This window comes from Sulfitobacter sp. AS92 (assembly GCF_038900015.1).
Taxonomy (GTDB): Bacteria; Pseudomonadota; Alphaproteobacteria; order Rhodobacterales; family Rhodobacteraceae; genus Sulfitobacter.
Genome location: NZ_JBBMQL010000007.1, coordinates 64,140 through 89,386 on the forward strand (window position 1 = coordinate 64,140; position 25,247 = coordinate 89,386).

Below are 25,247 nucleotides of genomic sequence, written 5' to 3' on the forward strand. Positions count from 1 at the left end.
CATGCATGCAAGGGAGACAGTCATGCTCAACACACACACCACGAATATCAGCCAAGCGCGCTTTGATGCGGTCGCCGCGACCGAAAGACATCTGCGCCGAAATGGTGCCAGTCTGTGCGATCTGCTCGACGCGCTTGACGATCCCGCGGGCTTCGAAGCGCTGTGCCGTCTGCATAGCGCCTTCAGCCATCCTTTTCCAGACGCGGATGCAGTCGAAGACGCGGTGCATGATATCACCCGCTTTCTTGCGGATCAGTCGCCATCCTCGCTCGACCGCATTGGGTCCGAGCGCAGCTTTCCCGCGTCCGATATGGCGCGATGGCATGGAGCCCGGATCAGCGAAATCCGCGGGAGGTTTCGCCATGCCGAATGATCTGCGTTGTGTGTTGCAGATCATCAAAGAAAAGCGTCTGAAAGATCACCCTGGCTCATTCGGGCCAGAGCAAGATATTTGCGATATCACGCTCTGGCTGAACCAAAAGTTCCCAAAATCGAAAGCGCTGCTGCTGGTTGATCGGCTTTACACTCAGCGCAGCCGCGAAATCGTAGGTCTTTCGGTCACCGGAATTACCTCTCAGTCCTTGTCGGTGACTACAATCGCTTTGGAGGCCTTCTTAGCTTTGGGATATTCGATCCAGAAGGGGAGCGGAGATAGCTTTCGATGCCCCTCTTGTTTTGGGCGTCATTCAAAGCATGACGCAATCAAAGCCTTCGCACGCATCGAAAGCGCGCTACGCGCTCAGCGTTCACGATAGAAACACTGAAAAACGATATGAAGGGGCGGCGCGAGCCGCCCTTTTCTCGTTGCAACACCTGGACTGGGTTCAGGTCTTAACTCAGAATATGGGTGATGTGCTGAAACGCCTCTGGATACTCGGGAGACTTTATCAAAGGTAGCCCAAGGATTGATCGGTCTGGCGTTGCGGCTGCACATTCGGATGGCTCTGGTGGACGGAAAAACAAGAATTTGTTTTTGGTGGCCACAACCCCGCCCCATATCCTCCCTGACAGGCTCGAACCCCCATTTAGCCCATAAGGGGGCCTGAAACGCGAAAATCGGGCGTTTCCGCCCGATTGACCTATTTTGCTTGCGAAATGGACATTTCAGCCCGGCCGATGGCTATTTATTGGTGGTCAGATCAGCCTCTCAAACCATCACCCCAATCAGCCACACTTACTATGACCGCAGCTCCCACAGGTCATGCAGCCTTCAACCATCCGCAGATCGAACTGTCCACAGGACGGGCACGACTTCCCGCGCGGCGCGTCAAGGCCGACAACCTTCGCTTGCGGGTCCGTCTTCAGCCCCATGCCTTCGCCCGCGATAAACCCGGTGGCGATCATGTGCTGCTCGATCACGCCGCCAATGGCTGCGAGGATGGACGGGATGTACTTGCCCTGCATCCAAGCCCCGCCGCGCGGGTCGAAGACGGCTTTCAGCTCCTCGACCACGAATGAGACATCGCCTCCGCGCCGGAACACCGCAGAGACCATCCGCGTCAGCGCCACGGTCCAAGCGAAATGCTCCATGTTCTTGGAGTTGATGAAGACCTCGAAAGGCCGACGGTGACCGTTCAACACGATGTCGTTCACCGTGATGTAAAGCGCGTGCTCACTGTCAGGCCATTTGACCTTGTAGGTATTGCCCTCGAGATCTGCCGGACGGTCGAGCGGGTCTGACATATAGACGATCTCGCCGCCTTCGCTGACCTGATCGGGGCTGTCGGCGGGGGCCTTGTCGGTCTTTTCCGACGTCACGCTCAGGACTGACCCGGTCACGTCGTTCGGACGGTAGGTGGTGCAGCCTTTGCAGCCCATATCCCACGCCTGCATGTAGACGTCCTTGAAGTCATCAAAGGAGATGTCTTCGGGGCAGTTGATGGTCTTGGAGATCGAACTGTCGATCCATTTTTGCGCGGCGGCCTGCATCTTGACGTGGTCGGCGGGCGGCAGGGTCTGGGCGTTGACGAAGTAGTCGGGCAGCGGTGTGTCGCCCTTCAGCTCACGCCACATTTGCACGGCGTAGTCGACGACCTCTTCTTCGGTCCGGCTGCCATCTTTTTGCAGCACCTTGCGGGTATAGGCATAGGCAAAGACCGGCTCGATCCCTGAAGACACGTTGCCCGCATAGAGGCTGATCGTGCCGGTGGGCGCGATGGAGGTCAGCAGGGCGTTGCGGATGCCGTGCTCGCGGATCGCGTCGCGCACATCGTCGTCCATCTGCTGCATGGTGCCGGAAGCGAGGAATTTCTCGGCGTCAAACAGCGGGAAAGCACCTTTCTCTTTGGCGAGGTCCACCGACGCCAGATAGGCAGCACGCGCGATGGCCTTCAGCCACGCTTCGGTCTGCGCCGCAGCCTCATCGCTGCCATAGCGTAGGCCGACCATCAGCAGCGCGTCGGCAAGGCCAGTAACACCAAGGCCAATGCGACGCTTGTTCTGCGCCTCATTCGCCTGTTCGGGCAGCGGGAAGTTCGACACGTCGACGACGTTGTCCATCATGCGCACGGCGGTGGCGACAAGCTCGCTCATCGCGTCTTGGTCAAGATGGGCGGCCTCATCGAAAGGCTGTGCCACAAGACGCGCGAGGTTGATCGAGCCCAAGAGGCACGCACCATAAGGCGGCAGCGGCTGCTCGCCACATGGGTTGGTCGCGGCGATGGTCTCGCAATAGTTCAGGTTGTTGGCCGCGTTGATGCGGTCAATGAAAATCACACCCGGCTCGGCGTAGGAATAGGTCGCCTGCATGATGTTGTTCCACAGGTCGCGCGCTTGCACGGTCTTGTAGACCTTGCCTCCGAAAACCAGATCCCACGAGCGGTCCGCTTTCACCGCTTCCATGAAGGGGTCGGTGACCAGCACGGACATGTTGAACATGCGCAGGCGCGCCGGGTCGGATTTGGCGGTGATGAAGTCTTCGACATCGGGGTGATCGCAGCGCATGGTCGCCATCATCGCGCCGCGGCGCGAACCGGCGGACATGATCGTGCGGCACATCGCATCCCAGACATCCATGAAGGACAGCGGGCCAGAAGCATCTGCCGAGACACCCAGCACATCCGCGCCGCGCGGCCGGATGGTGGAGAAGTCGTAGCCGATCCCCCCGCCCTGCTGCATGGTCAGCGCGGCCTCTTTCAGCATGTCAAAGATGCCCGACATGCTGTCAGGCACGGTGCCCATGACGAAGCAGTTAAACAGCGTCACACGGCGCGCGGTGCCCGCACCTGCGGTGATGCGACCGGCGGGGAGATATTTGAAATCCTCCAGCGCACCGAAGAACTTGTCTTCCCAAACATCGGGCTTTGATTCGACCTGCGCGAGGTCACGCGCGATGCGGCGCCAGGTGTCTTCCACCGTCGCGTCTTTGGCGGTGCCATCAGCCCCTTTAAAGCGGTATTTCATATCCCAGATTTGTTCGGCGATCGGGGCAGTAAAGCGGGACATGAGATAACTCCTGAGGTCAGTGGCAGGGGGTCTTTCTAACTAGGGTATGCCGGGAGGAAAATAGCAAAATCACCTTCCACCATACAAGAATTTGCATGTGATTGAAATCCAACTACCTTATATGGCGTAGATGAATGGAATCGCTGGGGGGCGATGTGACCGATAAAATCAACCTGATAAAACTCTCGGTCGGCACCGAGGGCATCGAGACCCTCGCCAAGTGGCAGGCGCGTAAAGACCTGCGGACCAAAGACGGTCTGCCGCGCCATGTGACCCGCATGTGGCCCAAGCGTGAAGCAGAGATTCTCAAGGGTGGGTCGATCTATTGGGTGATCAAAGGCGTGATCCAATGCCGCCAGCGGATCATCCGGCTCGACGAAATCACCCGCGCCGACGGCATACGCCGCTGCGCCATCGTGCTCGACCCCGAAATCGTCCGCACACAGAACAGCATCCGCCGCGCCTTCCAAGGCTGGCGCTACCTCAACCCCGATGACGCCCCGCCCGACCTGCCCGAGGGCCGCGAGGATGAGGCTGATCTGCCGGTGGAGTTGAACCGGGCGCTGGCTGAGATCGGTGTGCTCTGAGTCGGCTCAGCCGTACAGCGATTCAATCTCCCCGGCGTAGACCTCATAGACCTTGGCCCGGCGCACCTTCATCGTCGCGGTCACCTCGCCGTCGTCGTGGTCCAATTCCTTTCGCATCAGCCAGATTTTCTTGACCTGCTCAACTCGCGCCAGATCACGGTTGTGCTTGGCCACTTCGGCTTCGATCAAACCCTGCACCTCCGGGTGCTCTGCCAGCGAGCGGAAGGTAGTATAGGCGATCCCCTGCCCTTCGGCCCAGAGCCGCACCGTGTCCATGTCGATCTGCACCAGCGCCCCGACATAGGGCCGTTTGTCTGCAACGGCGATTACCTCCTTGATAAAGGGGCTGGCCTTGATCACGTTCTCAATATGCGCGGGGCTGAGGTTCTTGCCCGCTGCGTTGATCATGATGTCCTTCTTGCGGTCCACCAAGGTGATCGACCCGTCGGCCTCCTGCCGGCCCACGTCTCCGGTGTGCAGCCAGCCGTCCTGAATGGCCTCCGCAGTGGCCTTGGGGTTCTCGTAGTACCCTTTAAAGATAGTCCCGCCCGCGAAAAGCACCTCGCCATCCTCGGCGATCTTGGTGCGCACCCCGCTGACCGGGAAGCCGATGCGCCCATCGCATTGCCCCCACGCGCGCTGGATCGTGCCCACGCCCGAGGTTTCGGACATGCCCCAAGCCTCGCGGATGTTCACCCCGATCCCGCGCAGGAAGCCTAGCAATTCAGCGCTGATCGGGGCAGCGGCGGAAATGGCAAAAGTTGTGCGCCCCAGCCCCAGATAGCTGCGGATATGGCGATAGACGAGCGTATCCCAAAAGGCATGCGCCATCCGGTCCCCTGCGCTCCACTTTTCGCGTCGGATCATCCCGCGCCGCTGTGCGCCCTTCAGCGCCAGCAGCGTCATGGGCCGCCGCAAAGGACCGGCGGTTTGCGCCTGCACCAAGACCCCCGCCTGCATCTTCTCCCAAATGCGCGGCACACCAAAGAACACCTGCGGCGCGACCTCTCGCAAATCCAGCGTGATGGTGCGCAGGCTCTCGCCAAAATTCATCACGAACTGCTGCGCCAGCCCATTGATCACAGTGACCGCCTGCTCGGCAATATGACACAGCGGCAGATAGCTCAGCACATCAGTGCCGGGGGGATAGTCGCCAAAGACATCCCGCGCTACGGAAACGCCTGCGTGGATGTTGCCATAAGAAATCTCGGCGGCTTTCGGCAGTCCGGTGGAGCCGGAGGTAAAGACCATCATCGCCGTGTCATCCGGCTCGATCCCGGCCTGACGTGCGCGCAGATCGTCGGCCAGATCAGCAATCCGTGCCCGCCCCCGCGCCAGCAAATCGTCAAAGCTGATCAGCCCCAGCAGATCCTCGCCCCGCGTACCCTTAGGATTGAAGATCACCAACTGCCGCAACTGCGGCACGCGGCCCTGCAATTCCTTGATCTTGTCGAGCTGCTCCTGATCCTCAATGAACAACACAGTGGTATCCGAGGCATTCACCAGATGTTCCAGTTCCGCCGCCGGACTGGTGGGATACATGCCCACGACCACCCCTGCCGCCGCATTGATGCCAAACTGCGCCTGCACCCATTCACTGCGGTTTTCGCTCAGGATGCCGACATGGCCGCCCGGCGCCAGCCCCAGATCGACCAGCCCGGCGGCTGTGGCCTGCATGATCTCTTGCAGCCCCGCCCAGGTGATCTCATTCCAGATGCCGAATTCTTTCTGCCGCATCGCCACGCCCGTGGGCCGATTGCTGGCATGGTTGTGCACCATGCGCACCAGCGGTGCGAAATCGCCTTTGAACTCATCAAATGCCATCTGCGGCCTCCTTAGCTGAGCCAGCGTTTGCGGCGTTTGTAATGCTTCACATCGCGGAAGGACTGCCGCTCACCGCCCTCCTCCCCCATTCCGAGGTAGAAAGACTGGATATCCTTGTCGCCGCGCAGCTTGGCCACATCGCCCTCCATGACGATCTGACCGCTTTCCATGATGTAGCCGTAGTCCGCGACGGAAAAGGCCACGCCTGCGTTCTGTTCGACCAACAGGATCGCCGTGCCATCTTCGACGTTCAGCCGTTTAATCGTGTCGAAAATCTCGGCCACCACCTTGGGCGCAAGACCCAGCGATGGCTCATCCATCAAGATCAATTCAGGCCGCGCAATCATCGCTCGGCCAAAGGCCAGCATCTGCTGCTCTCCGCCCGACAGGTAGCCCGCGATCTGTTTCCGCCGTTCTTTTAGCCGGGGAAAGAACGCGTAAACCTTATCATAGTCGGGCTTCGCCTTGCGCTGGTCCAGCGCATAAGACGCGGCGATCAGGTTATCCTCAACCGTCATCTCGCTGAAAATCCGCCGCCCCTCGCGCACATGGAACAGCCCTTGCTGCACCAGACGGTCAGGCTGGATCGTCATGATCGACTGACCCTTGAACGAAATTCGTCCCTCGCCCACCTCACCATTCTCAAGTGCCAGCAGGTTGCTTGCCGCCTTAAGCGTCGTCGTCTTACCCGCGCCATTGGTGCCCAACAGCGTGACGATCTTGCCGTCCGGCACTTCCAAAGACAGCCCGCGCAGCGCTTGCACCGTGTGATGATAGGTCACTTCGATGTTCTCGATGGTCAGCACGGGCGCTTCCTTTTCCGGCCAAAACGGGGGAATCCGGGGGCCGTACCCCCGGACGTTTGTTTAAACGGTGAACCAATCCGACTTGGGCGTGAAAAGCCCATCCTCGGGGTTGTAGCCATAGACCCGGCCCGTCCCGATCGCGTTGTTCTCCATGCTCACCGGCCCACCGAAAAAGCCACCTGAATCCCAATCAGAGATATTCGCGAGGTTCTCAGCGATGTTGTCTGCCGTCAGTTCTTGGCCGGCTTCGGCGGTATCGCGGAAAGCCTTCATGGCAATCTCTAGCCCGCACATGGTCTGGATCGCCCAAGTCGACATGTAGTTCTCAAGCGGCGTGCCTGCGAACATCGTCTTGCTGAGCTCTGCGTACTGCTGGTAGCGCGGCGCCTCTTCGCGGTCATAAAAGTAGCGGTAGGGCATGACACCCTCGTAACCGGCAAGGAACGGCCCCGCCTCGGCGGTGATCCGGTCGGCAATTAGCTTTTCCATGCCCCAGAAAGTGCCTTTGAATTTCACCGGCAGACCAAACTGCCGCGCGCCGCCGATAAGTTGTGGCCAGACGCCGGTCACATAGCCCTGCAAGATGCAGTGATCCGCCCCCGACTGCGCCAGCTTGGTCACATGGGTCGGAATATCGGCCCCCTCGGCCTTGGTGCTTTCCTCCAACACGACTTCCAGCCCCAGCTCTTCGGCCCGTTTGCGGCCATGCTCGATCGGGTCGCGGCCAAATTCTGTGTTGGAGAAGATGAAGGCGACCTTCTGCCCGCCCTCGTTCTTGATGTTCTGCAGCAGGATATCAAACTGGCTCTGATAGGTCGGGCCGCTGAGATACTGGTAGGGATGCGTCGCGGGATCGGCCAACTCGGAGGCAAAAGAAGTCGACCCCATGATCCGCGCGTTCTCGCCCTTCAACTCAGGCGCAATCAGCTTCATCGCGCCGGTGCTGTCGGCGAAATAGCCGATCATGTTTTTACCTTCAGACGCCAGTGCGCGCTGATAGTTGTTCAGCGCGTTCTGCGGTACATAGCCGGAATCTTCGGTCACGAAACGAATGGGCGTCCCCGCGATGCCGCCCTCGTCGTTAAAGAGCTTCGCGGCCATGGCAAAGGCGGGCGCAACCAACTGGCCTGCTGTGGCAAAGGGGCCGGTGAGCGGCAGCGACGCCCCCAACACATATTCTTTCGGCTGCGCACGCAGGATCATCGGCATGCCAATGCCCGCTGTGGCAGCAGCAGTGGTAGCGAGGAAGGATCGGCGGTTCATTGTCATCTGTCTTCTCCCTAAAGTGGCCTGTTGTTGTTATCCGCGCGCAAAGGGCCATCTGTTTGCGGCGCGTAATATGCGGTCTACGATCTGGTTAATGCCGAGCGGTTCTTTCAGCAGGAACAGCACAAGCAGCACGCCAAAGGCGATTTGCTGCAATGGGGCGCGCAGTTGCCCGGCCCCGGCGCTGTCGCCGGCCAGCGCACCAAAGAGCACCTTGATCAGTTCTGGCACCATAACCACGATGATTACGCCAAAGACCGGCCCCATCGTGCGCCCCATGCCGCCGATAATCAGTGCAGCGACAAGGTTGAGCGACAGCGCAAGTTCAAACTGTTCAGGCAGAATGCGCGCGTAGAAGTAAGCGAATAGCGCCCCTGCCAGCCCGCAATAGGCGGCCGAGAGGGCAAAGCTCATCAACTTGTAGCGCAACAGCGAAATGCCGAGGATTTCGGCGGAGTAATCCCGGTCACGGATGGCGATGAAGGCGCGCCCGATGCGGGTGCGGATCAGGTTCTGCGCCGCTAACAACGACACCAGTCCCACGACGGCGATCAGCCCGAACATCTCGCGCTTGGTGTCCAACTCCCAGCCCAGCAAGTTCGGCACATTGGTATTGATCCCGACCATGCCGCCCGTCCAAGGCGCAAAGAGGTCTTCTTCGATCAGGAAAATCACGATGAAGTTCGCCGCCAGCGTTGCCACGGCGAGGTAGAGCCCTTTGACCCGCAAGCTCGGCAGCCCGACCAACACCCCCACCGCAGCGGCCAGTGCCACAGCCAGTGGCACTGAAATAAAGGGCATCAGCCCCGCAGGGATAACTCCGGCCCCGAGGTTGCCAAAGATCGTCACCGCATAGGCACCGATCGCGACGAAAGCGCCGTGGCCAAGAGAGACCAGCCCGGTATAGCCGGTCAGAATATTAATCCCCACCACCGCGATCAGCAGGATGCCCATCTGGCTGGCGATCAGGATTAAGTAGTCGTTGCCAAAGGCTGTAAACAGCGCCAGCGCCACAATCGTCGCATAGACAAATGCCTGCTTGTAGCGGTTGTTCAACACACGCTCATCGGCAGCGTAAGTTGATTTGAGGTTCGCGTTAATCATATCCGCTCAACCTCTTTTTGGCCCATTAACCCATGCGGCCGCCAAACCAGCACCACCAGCACGGTGACATAAGGCACGATCTCGGCCCAGCCTCCGCCCATCTTCCACTGGGTCATCGCCTCAAGCACGCCGACAACCATCGCGGCGATCAGCACGCCCACATAGCTATCAAGCCCGCCCATCAACACGATCGCCAGCACCGAAAAACCAAAAAGCCCGAGGCTGGGAGAAATGCCGTTGCGCGTGGCCAAAATCGCTCCAGCGATAGCGCCTGTCGTGCTGGCAAGAACCCACGCCCGCGAGAAGACTTTGGGCACCGAAATGCCCATCGAATAGGCGGTCGACTGATCCTCTGCCGTGGCGCGAATGGCGATGCCGCCTTTGGTGAATTTTACGAAAGCCACGATGCCGCCGAACAGCAGCAGTGCCACAAACATGTTTACCAAGTCGGTCCCAAAGAGGAAGATCATCGTCCCAAAAAGTTCAAACCGGATCGGCATATTGGGCGCAATATAGGGCACGCTCGCCGCATCCGCCGTCCAGATTAACTGCGCAGCACCCGAAAGGATCGAAATCAGCCCCACCGTCACCATAATCATCGCAAAGATCGACTGCCCCATCAGCGGGCGCATCAACACCCGCTCAATGATCCGCCCCAGAATGGCGTTGCAGATCAGCGCGCCCAGCAATCCCAGCACGATACGCGGGAGGTTCGCCACCCAGTCCAGCACCGCCGCCACGGGCGAGAACATCGGCAATTCGCCCCGCATCTCGACCATCCAGCCCGGTTGCCACGAGGCCAGCCATGCAGGCGCCCAAGGCTGTCCCGGCACAATCACCGCAAAGGTGAAATAGAAATAGGCCCCGAACATGATCAGGTAGCCGTGGGCGAAGTTGACCACCTTTGTGGCCTTGTAAACGCTGACGATCCCGACGGCGATCAGCGCATATATCGCCCCTGCCATCAGCCCGTTGATCGCAAATTGAACAAACTGCCCCATTAGAACGCCTCCCCGTGCCGGACTCCGGAATTTTCAAAAAATTCCGGCCCGATTTCTTTGAAAGAAATCGTCATGCCGCTGCCCCCAGATAGGCTTCGATCACTGCCGGGTCTTTGGAAACCTCTTCTGGCGTGCCACTGGCGATCTGCTGACCGAAGTTCAGCACCACGATGCGCGAGCAGATATCCATCACCATATGCATGTCATGTTCGACCAGTAGGATCGTGGTGCCGAACTGCTCCTGCACGTCGAGGATAAAACGCGCCATATCCGCTGTTTCTTCGCGATTCATGCCCGCCACCGGCTCATCCAGCAGCAAGACCTTCGGCCGCATCGCCAGCGCCCGGCCCAGCTCGACCCGCTTTTGCAGACCGTAGGGCAACATGGTGATCGGGTATTTGCGGATGTGGTCGATCTCAAGAAAGTCGATCACCTGCTCTTCGATCTCGCGGCGCAGCTCCAACTCGGCTTTCTGCGCGGCGCCGAAATAGCGCAGCGCCTGCCAGACACTGGTATTCAACCGCGTGTGGCCGCCCAGCTTGATGTTATCGAGCACAGTCATGCCGCGAAACAGCGCGATATTCTGGAAAGTCCGCGCCAGCCCAAGCCCCGCCCGTTTGTCGGGGCTGAGCGTGGTGATATCTTCCCCCTCGAAGGAAACACGCCCCCGGTCAGGTTTGTAAAACCCTGAAATCGCGTTGAAAAGTGAGGTCTTGCCCGCGCCGTTGGGGCCAATGACACCGGTGATCTCTCCGGCCCCGGCTTCGAAATTCACCCCCTGCAGCGCCTTGATGCCGCCAAAGGACAGATGCAAATCCTCAATCTTCAGCAATCGCCCACTCCCATGCGGCGACAGCTGCGGCCCCTCGCGAGGGGCGCGTGACATCCGATCATCGACGGATCCTCCCTATGTCCCGATCCCTGCTCCTTTTGGCGGCGCTTTCGGCATCGGGCCTGTTGACCCTTTCACCCTATCCAAGTCCCGCCATCCCGCAAGGGTCTTGATGATATGCACAGCGAAGTGCCCCTGAGCCGAACTGGCCCAGAGGGTGCAATGATCTGGAAACCAAAGGAAAATCGCGCAGTTGTGACGCTACGTCAGGTCAGTTGTGCGATCAGGGATTTCAGCGCTTTGCGGCTGTGGTCTTCCAGTGGCGCCATGCGTGAGCGCCAGAGCGTCGCCTGCGACTGCAAGATCAACCCGTCGCTGAGGATCTTCAGGTGGTTGGCGCGCAGGGTCTCACCGCTGGAGGTGATATCGGCAATCGCCTCGGCGGTTTCATTTAGCACCGTGCCTTCGGTCGCGCCTTGGCTGTCGACCAGCGCGTAGTCGGCAACACCGTGGGTACGCAGGAATTCCCGCACCAGCCGGTGATATTTCGTAGCGATGCGCAGCCGGAAGCCGTGTTCGGTGCGGAACGCTGCTGCGGCTGCGTCAAGGTCATCAAGTGTATCGACATCGACCCAAGACTGCGGCACAGCGATGATCAGGTCGGCATGACCAAAGTTCAGTTCCTCCAGCGGCTCGACCAGTTGATCCCACAGTGCCAGCTTCTCTTGCACCAGATCGGTGCCGGTCACGCCAAGGTGGATGCGCCCCGCCGACAGTTCGCGGGGGATTTCTCCGGCAGAGAGCAGCACCAGCGAGACATCCTCGATGCCCTCAACCTTACCCGCATACTCGCGGTCAGACCCGGTGCGCTGCAGGCGCACGCCGCGCGCGCCGAACCACTCAAAGGTCTTTTCCATCAGCCGCCCCTTGGACGGCACGCCAAGTTTCAGCGTCATTGCCCGGCCTCCAGTTCCAGCATCAGACCGGGGCGCATCACACCGCCCACCGCCGGGATTTCACCACCCTGCCCCAGCCGCCGGGTCAGCGCGTCATAGCGCCCACCGCTCGCGATACTGGGCAGATCAGGGCGCGCCTCGGCCTTAAAGGCAAAGACAAAACCGTCGTAATATTCCATCGAAGACCGCCCGTGGCTGGCCTCGAACAGCAGCGCATCGGTGTCGATCCCGCGCGCGCGCATCGCTTCGGCGCGGGCGGCAACGCGGGCCACTGCATCGCCGATGGCAGGCATGTCGACAGCCAGATCACGCAGACGGCTGAGCGCATTGGGCAGGGTTTCTTTGATCTCTAGCAGCGCTTCAAATAGATCGACTTGCTGGGCGGAAATCGGGGCTGTTGTGGCATCTTCACGCAGCGCCGCAACACGCGCTTCGATCTCTGCCTGCGACCGCAGACCGACCTTGGGGGCATCGCAGACCGCGTCGGCATTGGCGAGCAACGCCTTGCGCCCGGCAGGCACCGGGGTACGCCCGGCATAGCGGTCAAGCAATGCGCGAAAGCGGCGCGGGCGCCAGATGTGCCGCATCAACGCCTGTTTACGCGCGGGCGAAGTATCGAGCCCCTGCACCGCCGCCATCAGCACGCCGATATCGCCCGTCACGGGGCGCATCGGCAGCCCCTGCATCGCCTCGGCGATCAGAGCAAAAACCTCAGCATCTGCCGCCGCCGGGTCGGCGCGGTCGAAAACCTCGAAACCCACCTGAATGTATTCATTGGCACGGTTCGGGTCGTGTTCCTGACGGCGGAAAACCTCGCCGGAATAGGTGTAGCGCGCGGGCTCAGCCCCATGGGCCATATGCATCTGCACCACCGGTACCGTGAAATCGGGGCGCAGCATCTGCTCACCGCGCAGCGCGTCCGAAGTCACATAGGCGCGCGCGCGGATATCCTCGCCGTAAAGGTCCAGCAGCGTGTCGGCCGGTTGCAAGATCGGCGGCTCGACTAGCACGGCGCCCTGCGCCTCGAAAATCGCGCGCAGGGAAGCCGCGCGCGCCAGCGTTTCGGAACGTGTGGGCATCAGCTTGCCCGATCCAGAATATCGCAGACCGCTTTGATCAGATCGGGGCGGGGCACCTCATATTGGTTGGGGCGCTCTTTCCACTCATCATGGCTGGCCTCTTGCGCCAGTTGCGCGCCCAGCACCATGTCCTTGATCTGCACCACGCCGCGCGCCTGTTCGTCGCCGCCTTCGATGACGACGACCGGGCTCTGCCGCTTGTCGGCGTATTTCATCTGGTTGCCAAAGTTCTTTGGGTTGCCCAGATAGACCTCCGCCCGGATGCCCGCCTGCCGCAGTTCCGCGACCATTGCCTGATAATCGGCCATGCGGTCGCGGTCCATCACGGTGACAACGACGGGGCCAGTCGCCTCGGCCTCAAGCCGCCCCTTCGCAGCAAGCGCGGCCAGCAGCCGGTCAACGCCGATGGAGACGCCCGTGGCAGGCACTTCTTGCCCGGTAAACCGCTTGACCAGATCATCATAGCGCCCACCGCCCGCGACCGAGCCGAAGTTGCGCGCGCGGCCTTTTTCGTCTTTGATCTCGAAGGTGAGTTCGGCCTCGAACACCGGGCCGGTGTAATAGCCAAGGCCGCGGACCACCGACGGATCAATCTCAACCCGGTCAGGGCCATAGCCACCCGCCGCCAGAAGGTCAGAGATCAACTCAAGCTCATCCACACCTTGCACACCGACATCGGAGCCAGCGACCAACTCGCGCAGCCGCGCGACAGTCTCGGCACCTGTATCGCGTTTGGCCTGCATGAAGCCCATGACCACATCGGCCTGCGCGTCTTCCAACCCGGCGCCCTTGGTGAAATCGCCGCTGTCGTCTTTGCGGCCTTCGCCCAGCAGGGCCCGCACGCCCTCTGGCCCCAGCCGGTCCAACTTGTCGATGGCCCGCAGCACGATGCCGCGTTCGGTGTCTTTGTCGTCTCCGGCAAGGCCCGCAACTTCCAGCACACCGTTCAGCACCTTGCGGTTGTTCACCCGCACCACATAGTCGCCGCGTGCGATCCCGACTTCCTCAAGACAATCGGCCAGCATAGCGCAAATCTCGGCATCTGCCGCCACCGATGGCGCGCCCACGGTATCCGCATCACACTGATAAAATTGGCGAAACCGCCCCGGCCCCGGCTTTTCGTTGCGCCAGACCGGCCCCATCGCATAACGGCGGTAGGGCATCGGCAGATCGTTGCGGTGCTGAGCATAGACCCGCGCCAAGGGGGCCGTCAGATCATAGCGCAGCGCCAGCCAATCGCCGGGCTTGTCGCCTTCGGAATCTTCCTGCCACGCGAAAACACCTTCGTTCGGGCGGTCCACATCGGGGAGGAATTTGCCAAGCGCCTCAACCGTCTCCACGCCCGAGCTCTCTAGCGCGTCGAACCCATAGCGGTGATAGACGGCGGCGATCTTGCTGAGCATCTCGGCCCGATGGGTCACCTCGGTCCCGAAATAATCGCGGAACCCTTTCGGGGTCTGCGCCTTGGGACGGGGGGTTTTCTTGGGCTTTGCCATGGCAAGGATCCTCGGTGCATCAATTGGCCTCGCGTCTAGCCCAAGCCCCCCGCAAGAGCAAGCAACGCCGCGTGTTGCCCCTGTCCTGTGCCGCCCGCCCATGCTAAATCGCGCAAAAAGGACGCGCCCCCATGACAGATCAAGCCGCAGATCAGACACCAGACGAAACCGCAGACCGGATCAATCAACTTGAAGAGCAGATCGCCCATCTGACCCGTGCGGTCGACGATATGTCAGAGATCGTCACCCGTCAGGAGGATGAGATCGTCACCTTGAACCGCCGCGTGCATATGTTGATGCAGCGCGAAGGGGAACGGGATGCCTCAGGCGGCGGTGCTGTCGTCATGGGCGATGAGCGGCCCCCCCATTACTAAGCGGCGGTCCCGCTCAATCCGCTGATTTCATTGCCACGGCGGCCACGGCCCCGTCATGCACCAGCACCTCAGACCAACGCGCGGTCTGGCCCAACCGCTCATAAGCACTAACGAAAAACGCCGTATCATCGAGCGTGCCAATCCGCTTGCCGCAGGGTTTGCCCTTGCCCGCGCCGCAGACGCTGGCCTTGATTGCCTCATAGGCCGCGTCGGTCTCAGCAATGGGCAGGTTTTCCCCAGCCGGGCCATAGTGCAACTGTTCGTAGACCGACGGCGTGCCGAACAGCACATTGGCCGCCGTCAACTGGCGCGCGCAGTCATCCGCAAAACCGGTGATGTAGAAACTGCGCGGCCCCGCGCTGCCGGGTTGCGAATCGAACAGCCGATAGCCCCGCGCCACGGGTTCTTCGACCATCTTCCCCAAATCCTGCTCGCGCACATCACAGACGCGGGCGACCTCGCCAAACGGCAAGGCGGTGCCAAAGCCGACCTCCGCGACCTGAGGCGATGGTGCGGGGGGCGCCATGCCGCAGGCGGAGAGAAGCGCTGCCATGAATAAAAGGCTGATGCGTCGGTTCATGGTCTGCTCCCCTTTGGTTGTCAGGGAATTAGCGCAGCCATGGCTTGCCGTCCACTGACGGGCGGAAAAAGAGCCGGAGCTCCGCAAGATCCGGGGTTAGATTTCTTCGACTTCCATTACACCGTCTAGCGAGCGGATCGCGCCTTTGATCTGCGGTGTCACGGGGAACTCCCGGCCCAGATCGACCTCAACCTCGCCAGGCAGGCTTGGGTCCATGAGGCAGAACTGCACCGGCCCCTTGCCCGCCGCCTTGACCGCTTGACGTGCGCCGTCGAGCACATCGGCCACCGCCTGAATCGCCCCCGGCCCATCGATGAACACCCGCAACCCCATGCTGCCCGCATCCGCCACTGCCGCATCAATCGGCGCGACCGAACGGCCCAGCAGCTTGAGCTGGTCGCTCTCCATCGTCGCCTCAACCGTGATCACGATCTTTGAGCCGACCTCAAGATGCTCACGCGCCAATTCCAGCGTGTCGGAAAACAGCGTCACCTCATAGCCGCCCGTGGTGTCCGACAGCTGCGCAAAGGCAAAGCGGTTGCCCCGCGCCGATTTCCGCTCCTGCCGCCCCGCGACCACCCCCGCCAGCCGCGCGTTCATCGCGCCACGGGTGCTGACCTTCTCGGTCAACTCATCCAGCGTCAGGAAAGGCAGCCCAGTTTCCCGCGCCCATTTGCGCCGGAGCGGCACCATATAGTCGTCCAGCGGGTGACCGGACAGATAGAAGCCCACCGCCTTGAACTCCTCGGCCAGCCGCTCTGCCGATTGCCAGTCATCACAGGGCAACATGCGCGGCTCGGGCAGATCGTCGCCCGCCTCCCCAAAGAGCGAGACCTGATTGCTGGCCTTCTGCTCATGAATCGCCGCCGAATAGCTGACCAACCCGTCGAGCGATTGAAATACCCGCCGCCGGTTGCTGTCGAGCTGATCGAAAGCGCCCGAGCGCACCAGCATCTCCAAGGGTCGCTTGCCGACGCGCTTCAGGTCCACCCGCCGCGCGAGGTCATAAAGCGTGGCAAAAGGCCGATCGACCCCATCCACTTTGCGCCCCTCGGTCACCAGCTTCATCGCTTCCAGACCGACGTTCTTTAGAGCACCGAGCGCATATACCAGCGCCCCATCGACCACTTTGAACGTCGCATCCGAGCGGTTCACACAAGGCGGCACCCAAGGCAGTTCTAGCCGCTTGCGCACTTCCTCGAAGTAGACCGCCAGCTTGTCGGTCAGGTGGATATCGCAGTTCATGACCCCGGCCATGAACTCGACCGGGTGGTTCGCTTTCAGCCAAGCCGTCTGGTAGCTGACCACCGCATAGGCCGCCGCGTGGGATTTGTTGAAACCGTAGTTGGCGAATTTCTCCAGAAGGTCGAAAACCTCCGCCGCCTTCTTCTTATCGACCCCATTAGCCATCGCGCCCTTTTCGAACTTGGGGCGTTCCTTGGCCATTTCTTCGGCGATCTTTTTACCCATCGCACGGCGCAGCAGGTCAGCGCCGCCAAGCGAGTAGCCCGCCATGACCTGCGCGATCTGCATCACCTGTTCCTGATAGACGATGATGCCTTGGGTCTCTTCAAGGATGTAGTCGATTGACGGATGGACCGACTCCAATTCGCGCTGGCCGTTTTTCACCTCACAGTAGGTCGGAATATTCTCCATCGGGCCGGGACGGTAGAGCGCCACAAGCGCCACGATGTCTTCGATACAAGTCGGCTTCATGCGCTTGAGCGCATCCATCATGCCGCTGGATTCCACCTGAAAGACCGCGACAGTCTTGGCGCCGGAATAGAGCTTGTAGGTGGCTTTATCATCAAGCGGGATGGTGGCGATATCGTCGATATGCCCCTCTGGCGGCTGGTAGATTTCAGAACCATCAGCGGCAATATGTAGATGCCGCCCGCCCGCTTTGATCTGGTCCACCGCGTTTTGGATCACGGTCAGCGTTTTCAGACCCAGAAAGTCGAACTTCACCAGCCCCGCCTGTTCAACCCATTTCATGTTGAACTGCGTCGCAGGCATATCGGAGCGCGGATCTTGGTAGAGCGGCACCAGCTGATCGAGCGGTCGATCCCCGATCACCACCCCCGCCGCGTGGGTCGATGCGTTTCTCAGCAAGCCCTCGACCTGCTGGCCGTAGTTCAGCAGCCGCGCCACGACCTCTTCGTTCTTCGCCTCTTCGCGCAGGCGCGGCTCATCCGCCAGCGCCTTTTCGATGCTGACGGGCTTCACGCCTTCGACCGGGATCATCTTGGACAGGCGGTCCACCTGCCCGTAGGGCATCTGCAACACGCGCCCGATATCGCGCACCGCAGCTTTAGACAGCAGCGCACCGAAGGTGATGATCTGCCCCACTTTGTCGCGGCCATATTTCTCCTGCACATATCGGATCACCTCTTCACGGCGGTCCATGCAAAAGTCGATGTCGAAGTCGGGCATCGAAACACGTTCGGGATTGAGGAAGCGCTCAAACAGCAGCGAATAGCGCAGCGGATCAAGGTCCGTCACGGTCAGCGCATAGGCCACGAGCGAGCCCGCACCCGAGCCCCGGCCCGGCCCGACCGGAATATTATTATCCTTGGCCCATTGGATAAAGTCGGCAACGATCAGGAAGTAGCCGGGGAATCCCATGCCTTCGATGATGCCCAGCTCGAAATCGAGCCGCTTTTGGTAGTCCTCAACGCTGACCGCATGGGGGATCACGGCAAGGCGGGCTTGCAAGCCCTCATTGGCCATGCGGCGTAGTTCAGCAACCTCATCATCCGCAAACTTCGGCAGGATCGGGTCGCGGCGATAAGCCATAAAGGCGCAGCGTTTGGCGATCTCGACCGTGTTGCTCAGCGCTTCGGGCAGATCGGCGAACAGCGTCGCCATCTCGGCCTGCGATTTGAAGTAATGCTGCGCGGTCAGACGGCGGCGCGGCTGCTGCTGGTCAACATATGCGCCTTCCGAGATACAGATCAGCGCATCATGCGCCTCATACATGTCAGTTTTTGGGAAATAAACGTCGTTCGTCGCGACCAGCGGGATGTCCATCGCATAGGCCATCTCGACAAAGCCACGCTCGGTCAGCCGTTCAGGCTCTGGCTGGCCACCGTCCACGGGGTGGCGTTGCAACTCAACATAGAGCCGGTCGCCAAAGGCGTTCTTCAGCCGCGCCATCAGCGCCTCTGCCGCCGGACGCTGGCCGCCTTGCAACAGCATGCCCACCGGCCCCATCGGGCCACCGGTCAGGCAGATGATATCCGCGCTCAGCGCCTCTAACTCATCCAGTGTCACCTCGGCCACCGCCCCGCCCTTATCAAGGTAAAGGCAAGAATTCAGCTTCATCAGGTTTTCATAGCCCAATTCGCTCTGTGCCAGCAGGACCACCGGCGCGGGCGGGCGCGGCTTTTCACCCGGCTGCACCTCGACATAGGCCAGATCAACCTGACAGCCGATGATCGGCTGTACCCCCGCGCCCGCCATGGCGACAGAGAACTCAAGTGCTGCGAACATGTTGTTTGTGTCGGTCAGCGCCAGCGCGGGCATGCCCGCGTCACGGCACATGCCCGGCAGCTTTTTCAACCGCAGCGCGCCTTCCAACAAGGAATATTCGGAATGGCTACGCAGGTGAATGAATCGGGGATCATTTGACATGCCCGCAATTTACGCGACGCGCCCCGCAGGCACCAGCACCCGATCGCGCCCAGCGCATTTTTCCTTGCCAAAACGCACCCGGCCCCGCTAGCCTAACCTCTACCTCGCCCGCGCCCGGTTCTACGCCGCATCGAACCCGCGCAATGCTATGGGCCACTTTGTACCGCGGCGGATGTGAACCAATGGACATCACTTTTCTTCTCAACGGAGAAGTCGTGTCGCTCTCCAACGTTTCCCCGACGACGACACTGCTGGACTGGCTGCGCGAAGACCGTGGCCTGACGGGGACCAAAGAGGGCTGCAATGAGGGCGACTGCGGGGCTTGCTCGGTCATGATTACGGACGCGCAGGGCAGCCGGGCGCTCAATGGTTGCATCCTGTTCCTACCGCAGGTGAACGGCAAGGCGATCACCACGGTCGAGGGCATCGCAAACCCCGATGGCACGCTGCACCCGGTGCAAGAGACGATGGTCGAACATCACGGCAGCCAATGCGGGTTCTGTACGCCGGGCTTCATCGTTTCGATGGCCACGGCACATCTGAACGGCGCTACGGACCACGACGTGCAACTCGCGGGCAACCTCTGCCGCTGTACCGGCTACGCCCCTATCATCCGTGCCGCCGAGGCTGCCGAAGGCACGCCGGTGCCGGAGCATCTGCGCAACCTATCGGGCAAATTGGCCAAAGACATCCCTGCCGTCGCCAAGGCCGAGGGCGCACCCCATGTGCAGCCCGAAAGCAGCGACGCCCTCGCCGCTTGGTATCTCGATAATCCAGACGCCACGCTGATCGCCGGGGCCACCGATGTGGGCCTCTGGGTCACCAAAGGCTTCCGCGATCTCGGCGCAGTCGCCTTCCTCAACCGCTGCGCCGATCTGCGTGGAATCACCGAGGACGAAACCGGCCTGCGCATTGGCGCGATGACCACGCTTACGGAGGTTGAAGCGAAGCTCTCCCCGCTGCATCCAAGCCTCGGCACCATGCTGCGGCGCTATGGCTCTACACAGGTCCGCAATGCCGCGACTTTGGGCGGCAATATCGCCAATGGCTCCCCCATCGGAGACGGCCCACCCGCGCTGATCGCCCTTGGGGCCACGCTGCAACTGCGGCGCGGTGATACGCGGCGTGAGATTGCGCTGGAAGATTTCTTCCTCGACTACGGCAAACAAGACCGGGCGCCGGGCGAATTTGTCGAAGCCATCACCGTGCCGCGCCAGCACGACACGCTGCGCTGCTACAAACTGTCGAAGCGCTTTGACCAAGACATCTCTGCGGTCTGCGGCTGTATCTCGATCACCGGCAACGGGTCCGAAATCCTCACCGCCCGCATCGCCTTTGGCGGCATGGCCGCCACCCCCAAACGCGCCGCGGCGGCCGAAGCCGCCCTGGTCGGCCAACCGTGGCACGAAAACACCATCCGCCGCGCCATGACCGCCATGCAAGACGACTTCACCCCTCTCTCAGACATGCGCGCCTCTGCCGCCTACCGAATGGAGTCGGCCCAAAACATGCTGCTGCGTTACTTCCATGACGCCAACGGGCAGACCACCAATGTACAGGAGGTCTCGGCATGAGCGTTGCAAAACCCCTTCCCCATGATGCCGCAAAACTGCATGTCACAGGCGCCGCGCGCTATGTCGATGACATCCCCACCCCGCGCGGCACGCTGCATCTGGCCTTTGGCCTGAGCCCCGTCGCGGCGGGCGAATTGACGGCGCTTGACCTTGATGCCGTGCGGTCTGCGCCCGGCGTGGTCAAAGTGCTGAGCGCCGATGATCTCGTCCATGACTGCGACACCTCGCCGTCGAACCATGATGAGCCGCTCTTAGCGACGGGCGAAGTTCACTTCGCAGGCCAGCCGCTCTTTCTAGTTATCGCCACCAGCCACCTCGCCGCACGCCGTGCCGCACAGCTTGGCAAGCCGCAGATCACCCCACGCGACCCGATCCTGACGGTTGAAGAGGCGCTCGCTGCCAACAGCCGCTTTGAAGACGGACCGCGCATCTATCAAAAGGGCGACGCCGCCACCGCGCTCGACAAAGCCTCGCGCCGCCTGTCTGGTCAGATGGAGCTCGGCGGACAAGAGCACTTCTACCTCGAAGGCCAAGCCGCCCTCGCTCTGCCGCAAGACAATGGCGACATGCTGGTGCATTCCTCAACCCAGCACCCGACCGAAATTCAGCATAAGGTGGCCCATGCCATTGGCCGCCCGATGCATGCCGTCCGGGTGGAAACCCGGCGCATGGGCGGTGGTTTCGGTGGCAAGGAAAGCCAAGGCAACGCGCTGGCGATTGCCTGTTCGGTTGCGGCATCGCTGACCGGGAAGCCTTGCAAGATGCGCTATGACCGGGATGACGATATGATCATCACCGGCAAGCGGCATGATTTCCGCATCAGTTATGACGTGGGCTTTGACGAGGCGGGGCGCATCACCGCGCTGGACGTGACCCATTACACCCGCTGCGGCTGGTCGATGGACCTCAGCTTGCCCGTGGCCGATCGCGCCATGCTGCATGCCGACAACGCCTACCATCTGCACGACATCCGCATCACCTCGCACCGCCTGCGCACCAATACCGCCAGCGCCACAGCGTTTCGCGGTTTTGGCGGCCCGCAGGGGATCGTCGGCATCGAGCGCGTCATGGACCATATCGCATATGAGCTGAGCCTTGACCCGCTCGCCGTGCGCCGGGCGAATTACTACACCGATAACGCCCACCGCCCAACCGAGGTAGAGGCCACCGGCACCGCCATCGACAATCGCACCCCGCCGGAGGCCGAGGCCGATCTATCATCACGCGGCGCGCCCCCTGCGCCCACCGACAAACCTGCGATCCCGGCCACACCGTCGGATGTGCAAACGACGCCCTACCAGCAGCCGGTCACCGATTGCATCATCAATGCCCTGACCGACCGACTGGTCGAAAGCTGCGATTACGAGACCCGTCGCGCCGCCATCGCCGAATGGAACGCTACAAACCCGCTTCTGAAACGCGGCATTGCGATCACGCCGGTGAAATTCGGCATCTCCTTCACGCTCACGCACCTCAACCAAGCCGGGGCGCTGGTCCATGTCTATCAGGATGGCTCAATCCACCTGAACCACGGCGGGACCGAGATGGGGCAGGGGCTGTTCCAGAAGGTCGCGCAAGTCGCCGCTTCGCGCTTCGGCGTTTCGCCGGAACTGGTCAAGATCACTGCAACGGACACCGCCAAAGTGCCCAACACCTCGGCCACGGCGGCTTCTTCCGGCTCGGACCTCAACGGCATGGCGGCGCAAAACGCCTGCGACACGATCCGCGTCCGCATGGCCGAGCATCTGGCTGAACGCTACCAGACGACGCCAGATCAGGTGCGGTTCACCGACGGCATGGTGCGCATCGGCGGGGAAGAGATCACCTTCGCCGCTGCCGCCGCCTCGGCCTATGAAAACCGGGTCAGCCTCTCGTCCACTGGCTACTACAAAACGCCCGACATCGAATGGGACCGCATCGCCGGGCGCGGGCGGCCATTCTACTACTTCGCCTATGGTACCGCCTGCACCGAAGTGGTGATCGACACGCTGACCGGCGAAAACCGCATTCTGCGCACTGACATCCTGCATGACGCGGGCGCCTCGCTGAACCCCGCGCTGGACATCGGCCAGATTGAGGGAGGATACGTGCAAGGCGCGGGCTGGCTCACGACCGAGGAACTGGTCTGGGACGAAACCGGCACCCTGCGCACCCACGCGCCATCGACCTACAAGATCCCCGCCTGCTCCGACCGCCCGCCCGTGTTCAACGTGGCGCTCTGGGACCAGCCAAACCCGGCGCAGACGGTCTACCGCTCCAAGGCCGTGGGCGAGCCGCCCTTCATGTTGAGCATCTCGGCCTTCATGGCGCTGTCGGATGCGGTATCGGCCTGCGGCGACGGCTACGGCGACCTGCAAGCCCCCGCCACCGCCGAGGCCGTCCTTGCCGCCGTGGGACGGGCGCGGAAATGACCGCGATCTTCGTCGAGATCACCGCCACGCGCGGCTCGGCCCCGCGCGATGCGGGCACGGCGATGAAGGTCACGCCCGACACCATAGACGGGACCATCGGCGGCGGCGCGTTGGAGCACCAGGCGATTGCCCATGCCCGTCGCCTGCTGGCCGAAGGGCGGTATGAGGACAATCAGACCCTACCGCTCGGCCCCGGCCTGGGCCAATGCTGCGGCGGCGCGGTGAGCTTGCGCTACACGTCAGCGCCCCGCCCGCTCGACACCGCCACCCCGCTGCCGCTGAACACCGCTTTGAACAGTGACGTGCCACTTTGGCTCTGGGGGGCGGGGCATGTGGGCCGCGCGGTGGTGGCCGCCTGCCCAGCCAACGCTTTTGCCATCACATGGATCGACAGCGCGCCAGACCGTTTCCCCAAAGACGTGCCGCCCCATGTCGCCGCCACCCCCGCCGCTGACATGCCGCGCCTTGCCGCACACGCCCCGCAAAACGCGCATCACCTGATCTTCACCTATTCTCATGACATCGACCTCGCCCTCTGCGCGGCTTTGCTGAAACGCGGGGCGGAAACTGTCGGCCTGATCGGCTCTGACACAAAAAAATCACGCTTTTCCCGCCGCTTGCGCGACATGGGGCTGGATCCCTCTGGCATCATCTGCCCTATTGGCGATAAATCGCTGGGCAAGCTGCCTATGCAAATTGCCCATGGCGCGTTGATCGCTCTCATCGCCCGGACCCAGACAAAGGCTTCCGCATGACTGACAAACTTCTCGACCTCTCCGGGTTGACCAAGGCCTACCCCGGCGTCGTCGCGAACGATGACGTGTCCTTGCGGATCGCCCCGGGCGAGGTTCACGCCCTGCTGGGCGAAAATGGTGCGGGCAAGTCTACGCTGGTCAAGATGATCTACGGGCTGGTCAAACCTGACGCGGGCCAGATGCGGATGCGGGGCGAAAACTTCGCCCCCACCGATCCCCATGCCGCACGGCAGGCGGGCGTCGGCATGGTGTTTCAACATTTCTCGCTTTTCGACGCGCTCAGCGTGGCCGAGAACATCGCCCTCGGCATGGAAAACCCGCCGCGCATGCGCGAACTCAGCCAGCAAATCCGCGATGTCTCAGACACCTATGGCCTGCCGCTGGCCCCGGACCGTATCGTCGGCGATCTGTCGGCGGGGGAACGTCAGCGGGTTGAGATCATCCGCTGCCTGCTGCAAGAGCCGAAGCTGCTGATCATGGACGAGCCGACCTCGGTGCTGACTCCGCAAGAGGTTGAAATCCTTTTCAAAACCCTGCGCAAACTCAGCGCAGAGGGCACCGCGATCCTTTATATCTCGCACAAGCTCGAAGAAATCCGCAGCCTTTGCGACAGCGCCACGATCCTGCGTTTGGGCAAGGTCGTCGGCCATTGCACCCCGCGCGAGACCTCGGCGCGCGACATGGCTGAAATGATGGTCGGCTCGGCGCTGAAAACGCCCACGCGCGACAGCAAGGCGCCGGGCGAAGTGACGCTGACGCTCAACAAACTCTCGGCGCGGTCGCCCCATGCTTTCGGCATGCCGCTGCGCGAAATCTCGGTTGAGGTGCGACGCGGCGAGGTGTTAGGCATCGGCGGGGTCGCGGGGAATGGGCAGGACGAATTGCTCAACGCGCTCTCGGGTGAAACGCTGGTCGGGGCGGGCATGATCACCTTTGACGGGCGCGACATCGGCCTTCTGGGCCCCACCGCCCGCCGCGCGCTTGGGGTGTTGACCGCGCCCGAAGAACGGCTCGGGCACGCCGCCGTGCCGGATATGTCGCTAACTGAAAACGCGATGCTGACCGGTGCCGCCCGCGAAGGGCTGGAGCGCGGCGGTATGCTCGATTGGGGCAAGGCCCGCAGTTTTGCCGAGAAAATCATCAAGACGTTCGACGTGCGCACCCCCGGCCCCGGCAATGCGGCGCGCTCGCTGTCGGGTGGGAACCTGCAGAAATTCGTCATCGGACGCGAGGTGCTGCAACGGCCCGAACTGCTGGTGGTGAACCAGCCAACATGGGGGGTCGATGCCTCTGCTGCCGCCGCGATCCGGCAGGCGCTTTTGGACCTCGCCTCCGGCGGCACCGCTGTCATCGTCATCAGCCAAGACCTTGATGAGTTGATGGAGATTTCCGACAATTTCGCCGCGCTGAACGAAGGCCGCCTGTCGCCGACGCGCCCTGCGCAGGGGCTGACGGTCGACGAGATTGGCCTGATGATGGGCGGCGCACATGGCATGGAGGTGGCGCATGTTTGACGCAGACCTCG

20 protein-coding genes are annotated in these 25,247 nt (G+C 61.7%); 8 read left to right on the top strand and 12 right to left on the bottom strand.

What is annotated here, in order from left to right; genetic code table 11:
* Positions 1–22 precede the first annotated feature (22 nt).
* Together WNY61_RS13240 and WNY61_RS13245 are read left to right on the top strand one after the other, a co-directional pair.
* A complete protein-coding gene (locus tag WNY61_RS13240) occupies positions 23–373 on the top strand; it encodes a hypothetical protein (RefSeq protein ID WP_342851897.1) in 351 nt (116 codons plus the stop codon).
* Positions 363–755 carry a hypothetical protein gene (locus WNY61_RS13245; protein ID WP_342851898.1) on the top strand — a complete coding sequence of 131 codons (393 nt, stop codon included), beginning with the start codon at positions 363–365 and terminating at the stop codon, positions 753–755. The genes WNY61_RS13240 and WNY61_RS13245 overlap by 11 nt, the downstream gene beginning before the upstream one ends.
* A gap of 409 nt (positions 756–1,164) precedes the next feature.
* On the opposite strand, the gene WNY61_RS13250 is transcribed toward WNY61_RS13245, so the two are convergent.
* Complete coding sequence (locus tag WNY61_RS13250; protein WP_342851899.1) at positions 1,165–3,444, bottom strand: adenosylcobalamin-dependent ribonucleoside-diphosphate reductase; 2,280 nt, start codon at positions 3,442–3,444, stop codon at positions 1,165–1,167.
* A 155-nt stretch (positions 3,445–3,599) separates the two neighbouring features.
* Between WNY61_RS13250 and WNY61_RS13255 the strand changes: the two genes are divergently transcribed.
* Positions 3,600–4,031 carry a DUF1489 domain-containing protein gene (locus WNY61_RS13255; protein WP_342852017.1) on the top strand — a complete coding sequence of 144 codons (432 nt, stop codon included), beginning with the start codon at positions 3,600–3,602 and terminating at the stop codon, positions 4,029–4,031.
* Positions 4,032–4,037: 6 nt separating this feature from the next.
* Here WNY61_RS13255 and WNY61_RS13260 read toward each other — a convergent pair whose 3' ends face one another.
* The 9 genes from WNY61_RS13260 to hisS all read right to left on the bottom strand — a co-directional run bounded on the left by WNY61_RS13260 (position 4,038) and on the right by hisS (position 14,395).
* Complete coding sequence (locus WNY61_RS13260) at positions 4,038–5,855, bottom strand: AMP-binding protein (protein WP_342851900.1); 1,818 nt, start codon at positions 5,853–5,855, stop codon at positions 4,038–4,040.
* A gap of 11 nt (positions 5,856–5,866) precedes the next feature.
* The gene (locus WNY61_RS13265; protein WP_342851901.1) at positions 5,867–6,661 is read right to left on the bottom strand and encodes an ABC transporter ATP-binding protein; all 795 of its coding nucleotides are present in this window, start codon (positions 6,659–6,661) and stop codon (positions 5,867–5,869) included.
* Between the two features lie 60 nt (positions 6,662–6,721).
* Positions 6,722–7,930: an ABC transporter substrate-binding protein gene (locus WNY61_RS13270; protein WP_342851902.1), complete on the bottom strand. Its 1,209-nt coding sequence runs from the start codon at positions 7,928–7,930 to the stop codon at positions 6,722–6,724.
* A gap of 30 nt (positions 7,931–7,960) precedes the next feature.
* Positions 7,961–9,031 (bottom strand): branched-chain amino acid ABC transporter permease, encoded by a 1,071-nt coding sequence (locus WNY61_RS13275; protein ID WP_342851903.1) that lies wholly within the window; start codon positions 9,029–9,031, stop codon positions 7,961–7,963.
* Positions 9,028–10,032 (bottom strand): branched-chain amino acid ABC transporter permease, encoded by a 1,005-nt coding sequence (locus WNY61_RS13280; RefSeq protein WP_007117863.1) that lies wholly within the window; start codon positions 10,030–10,032, stop codon positions 9,028–9,030. Before WNY61_RS13280 ends, WNY61_RS13275 begins: the two co-directional genes overlap by 4 nt.
* 70 nt (positions 10,033–10,102) lie before the next feature.
* On the bottom strand, positions 10,103–10,918 hold the full coding sequence (locus WNY61_RS13285; RefSeq protein ID WP_342851904.1) for an ABC transporter ATP-binding protein: 816 nt from the start codon (positions 10,916–10,918) through the stop codon (positions 10,103–10,105).
* 212 nt (positions 10,919–11,130) lie between these two features.
* Positions 11,131–11,820, bottom strand: coding sequence for an ATP phosphoribosyltransferase (gene hisG, locus WNY61_RS13290; protein WP_342851905.1), 690 nt, complete (start codon positions 11,818–11,820; stop codon positions 11,131–11,133).
* Entirely contained in the window at positions 11,817–12,899 is a 1,083-nt protein-coding gene (locus tag WNY61_RS13295) for an ATP phosphoribosyltransferase regulatory subunit (RefSeq protein WP_342851906.1), read from the bottom strand. Before WNY61_RS13295 ends, hisG begins: the two co-directional genes overlap by 4 nt.
* On the bottom strand, positions 12,899–14,395 hold the full coding sequence (gene hisS, locus WNY61_RS13300) for a histidine--tRNA ligase (RefSeq protein ID WP_342851907.1): 1,497 nt from the start codon (positions 14,393–14,395) through the stop codon (positions 12,899–12,901). Before hisS ends, WNY61_RS13295 begins: the two co-directional genes overlap by 1 nt.
* 179 nt (positions 14,396–14,574) lie before the next feature.
* On the opposite strand from hisS, the gene WNY61_RS13305 reads away from it, so the two are divergent.
* Entirely contained in the window at positions 14,575–14,769 is a 195-nt protein-coding gene (locus WNY61_RS13305) for a SlyX family protein (RefSeq protein ID WP_040700622.1), read from the top strand.
* A 13-nt stretch (positions 14,770–14,782) separates the two neighbouring features.
* Here WNY61_RS13305 and WNY61_RS13310 read toward each other — a convergent pair whose 3' ends face one another.
* The gene (locus WNY61_RS13310; RefSeq protein ID WP_342851908.1) at positions 14,783–15,349 is read right to left on the bottom strand and encodes a hypothetical protein; all 567 of its coding nucleotides are present in this window, start codon (positions 15,347–15,349) and stop codon (positions 14,783–14,785) included.
* Between the two features lie 96 nt (positions 15,350–15,445).
* On the bottom strand, positions 15,446–18,982 hold the full coding sequence (dnaE, locus tag WNY61_RS13315) for a DNA polymerase III subunit alpha (protein WP_342851909.1): 3,537 nt from the start codon (positions 18,980–18,982) through the stop codon (positions 15,446–15,448).
* 182 nt (positions 18,983–19,164) lie between these two features.
* On the opposite strand from dnaE, the gene xdhA reads away from it, so the two are divergent.
* The 4 genes from xdhA to WNY61_RS13335 are packed head-to-tail and all read left to right on the top strand — an operon-like array spanning position 19,165 to position 25,236.
* On the top strand, positions 19,165–20,556 hold the full coding sequence (gene xdhA, locus WNY61_RS13320; RefSeq protein ID WP_342851910.1) for a xanthine dehydrogenase small subunit: 1,392 nt from the start codon (positions 19,165–19,167) through the stop codon (positions 20,554–20,556).
* Positions 20,553–22,967, top strand: a complete 2,415-nt coding sequence (gene xdhB, locus WNY61_RS13325; protein ID WP_342851911.1) for a xanthine dehydrogenase molybdopterin binding subunit — start codon at positions 20,553–20,555, stop codon at positions 22,965–22,967. Before xdhA ends, xdhB begins: the two co-directional genes overlap by 4 nt.
* Positions 22,964–23,722 (top strand): xanthine dehydrogenase accessory protein XdhC, encoded by a 759-nt coding sequence (gene xdhC / locus WNY61_RS13330; protein ID WP_342851912.1) that lies wholly within the window; start codon positions 22,964–22,966, stop codon positions 23,720–23,722. The genes xdhB and xdhC overlap by 4 nt, the downstream gene beginning before the upstream one ends.
* Positions 23,719–25,236: an ABC transporter ATP-binding protein gene (locus WNY61_RS13335; protein WP_342851913.1), complete on the top strand. Its 1,518-nt coding sequence runs from the start codon at positions 23,719–23,721 to the stop codon at positions 25,234–25,236. The genes xdhC and WNY61_RS13335 overlap by 4 nt, the downstream gene beginning before the upstream one ends.
* The last annotated feature ends 11 nt before the right edge of the window (positions 25,237–25,247 follow it).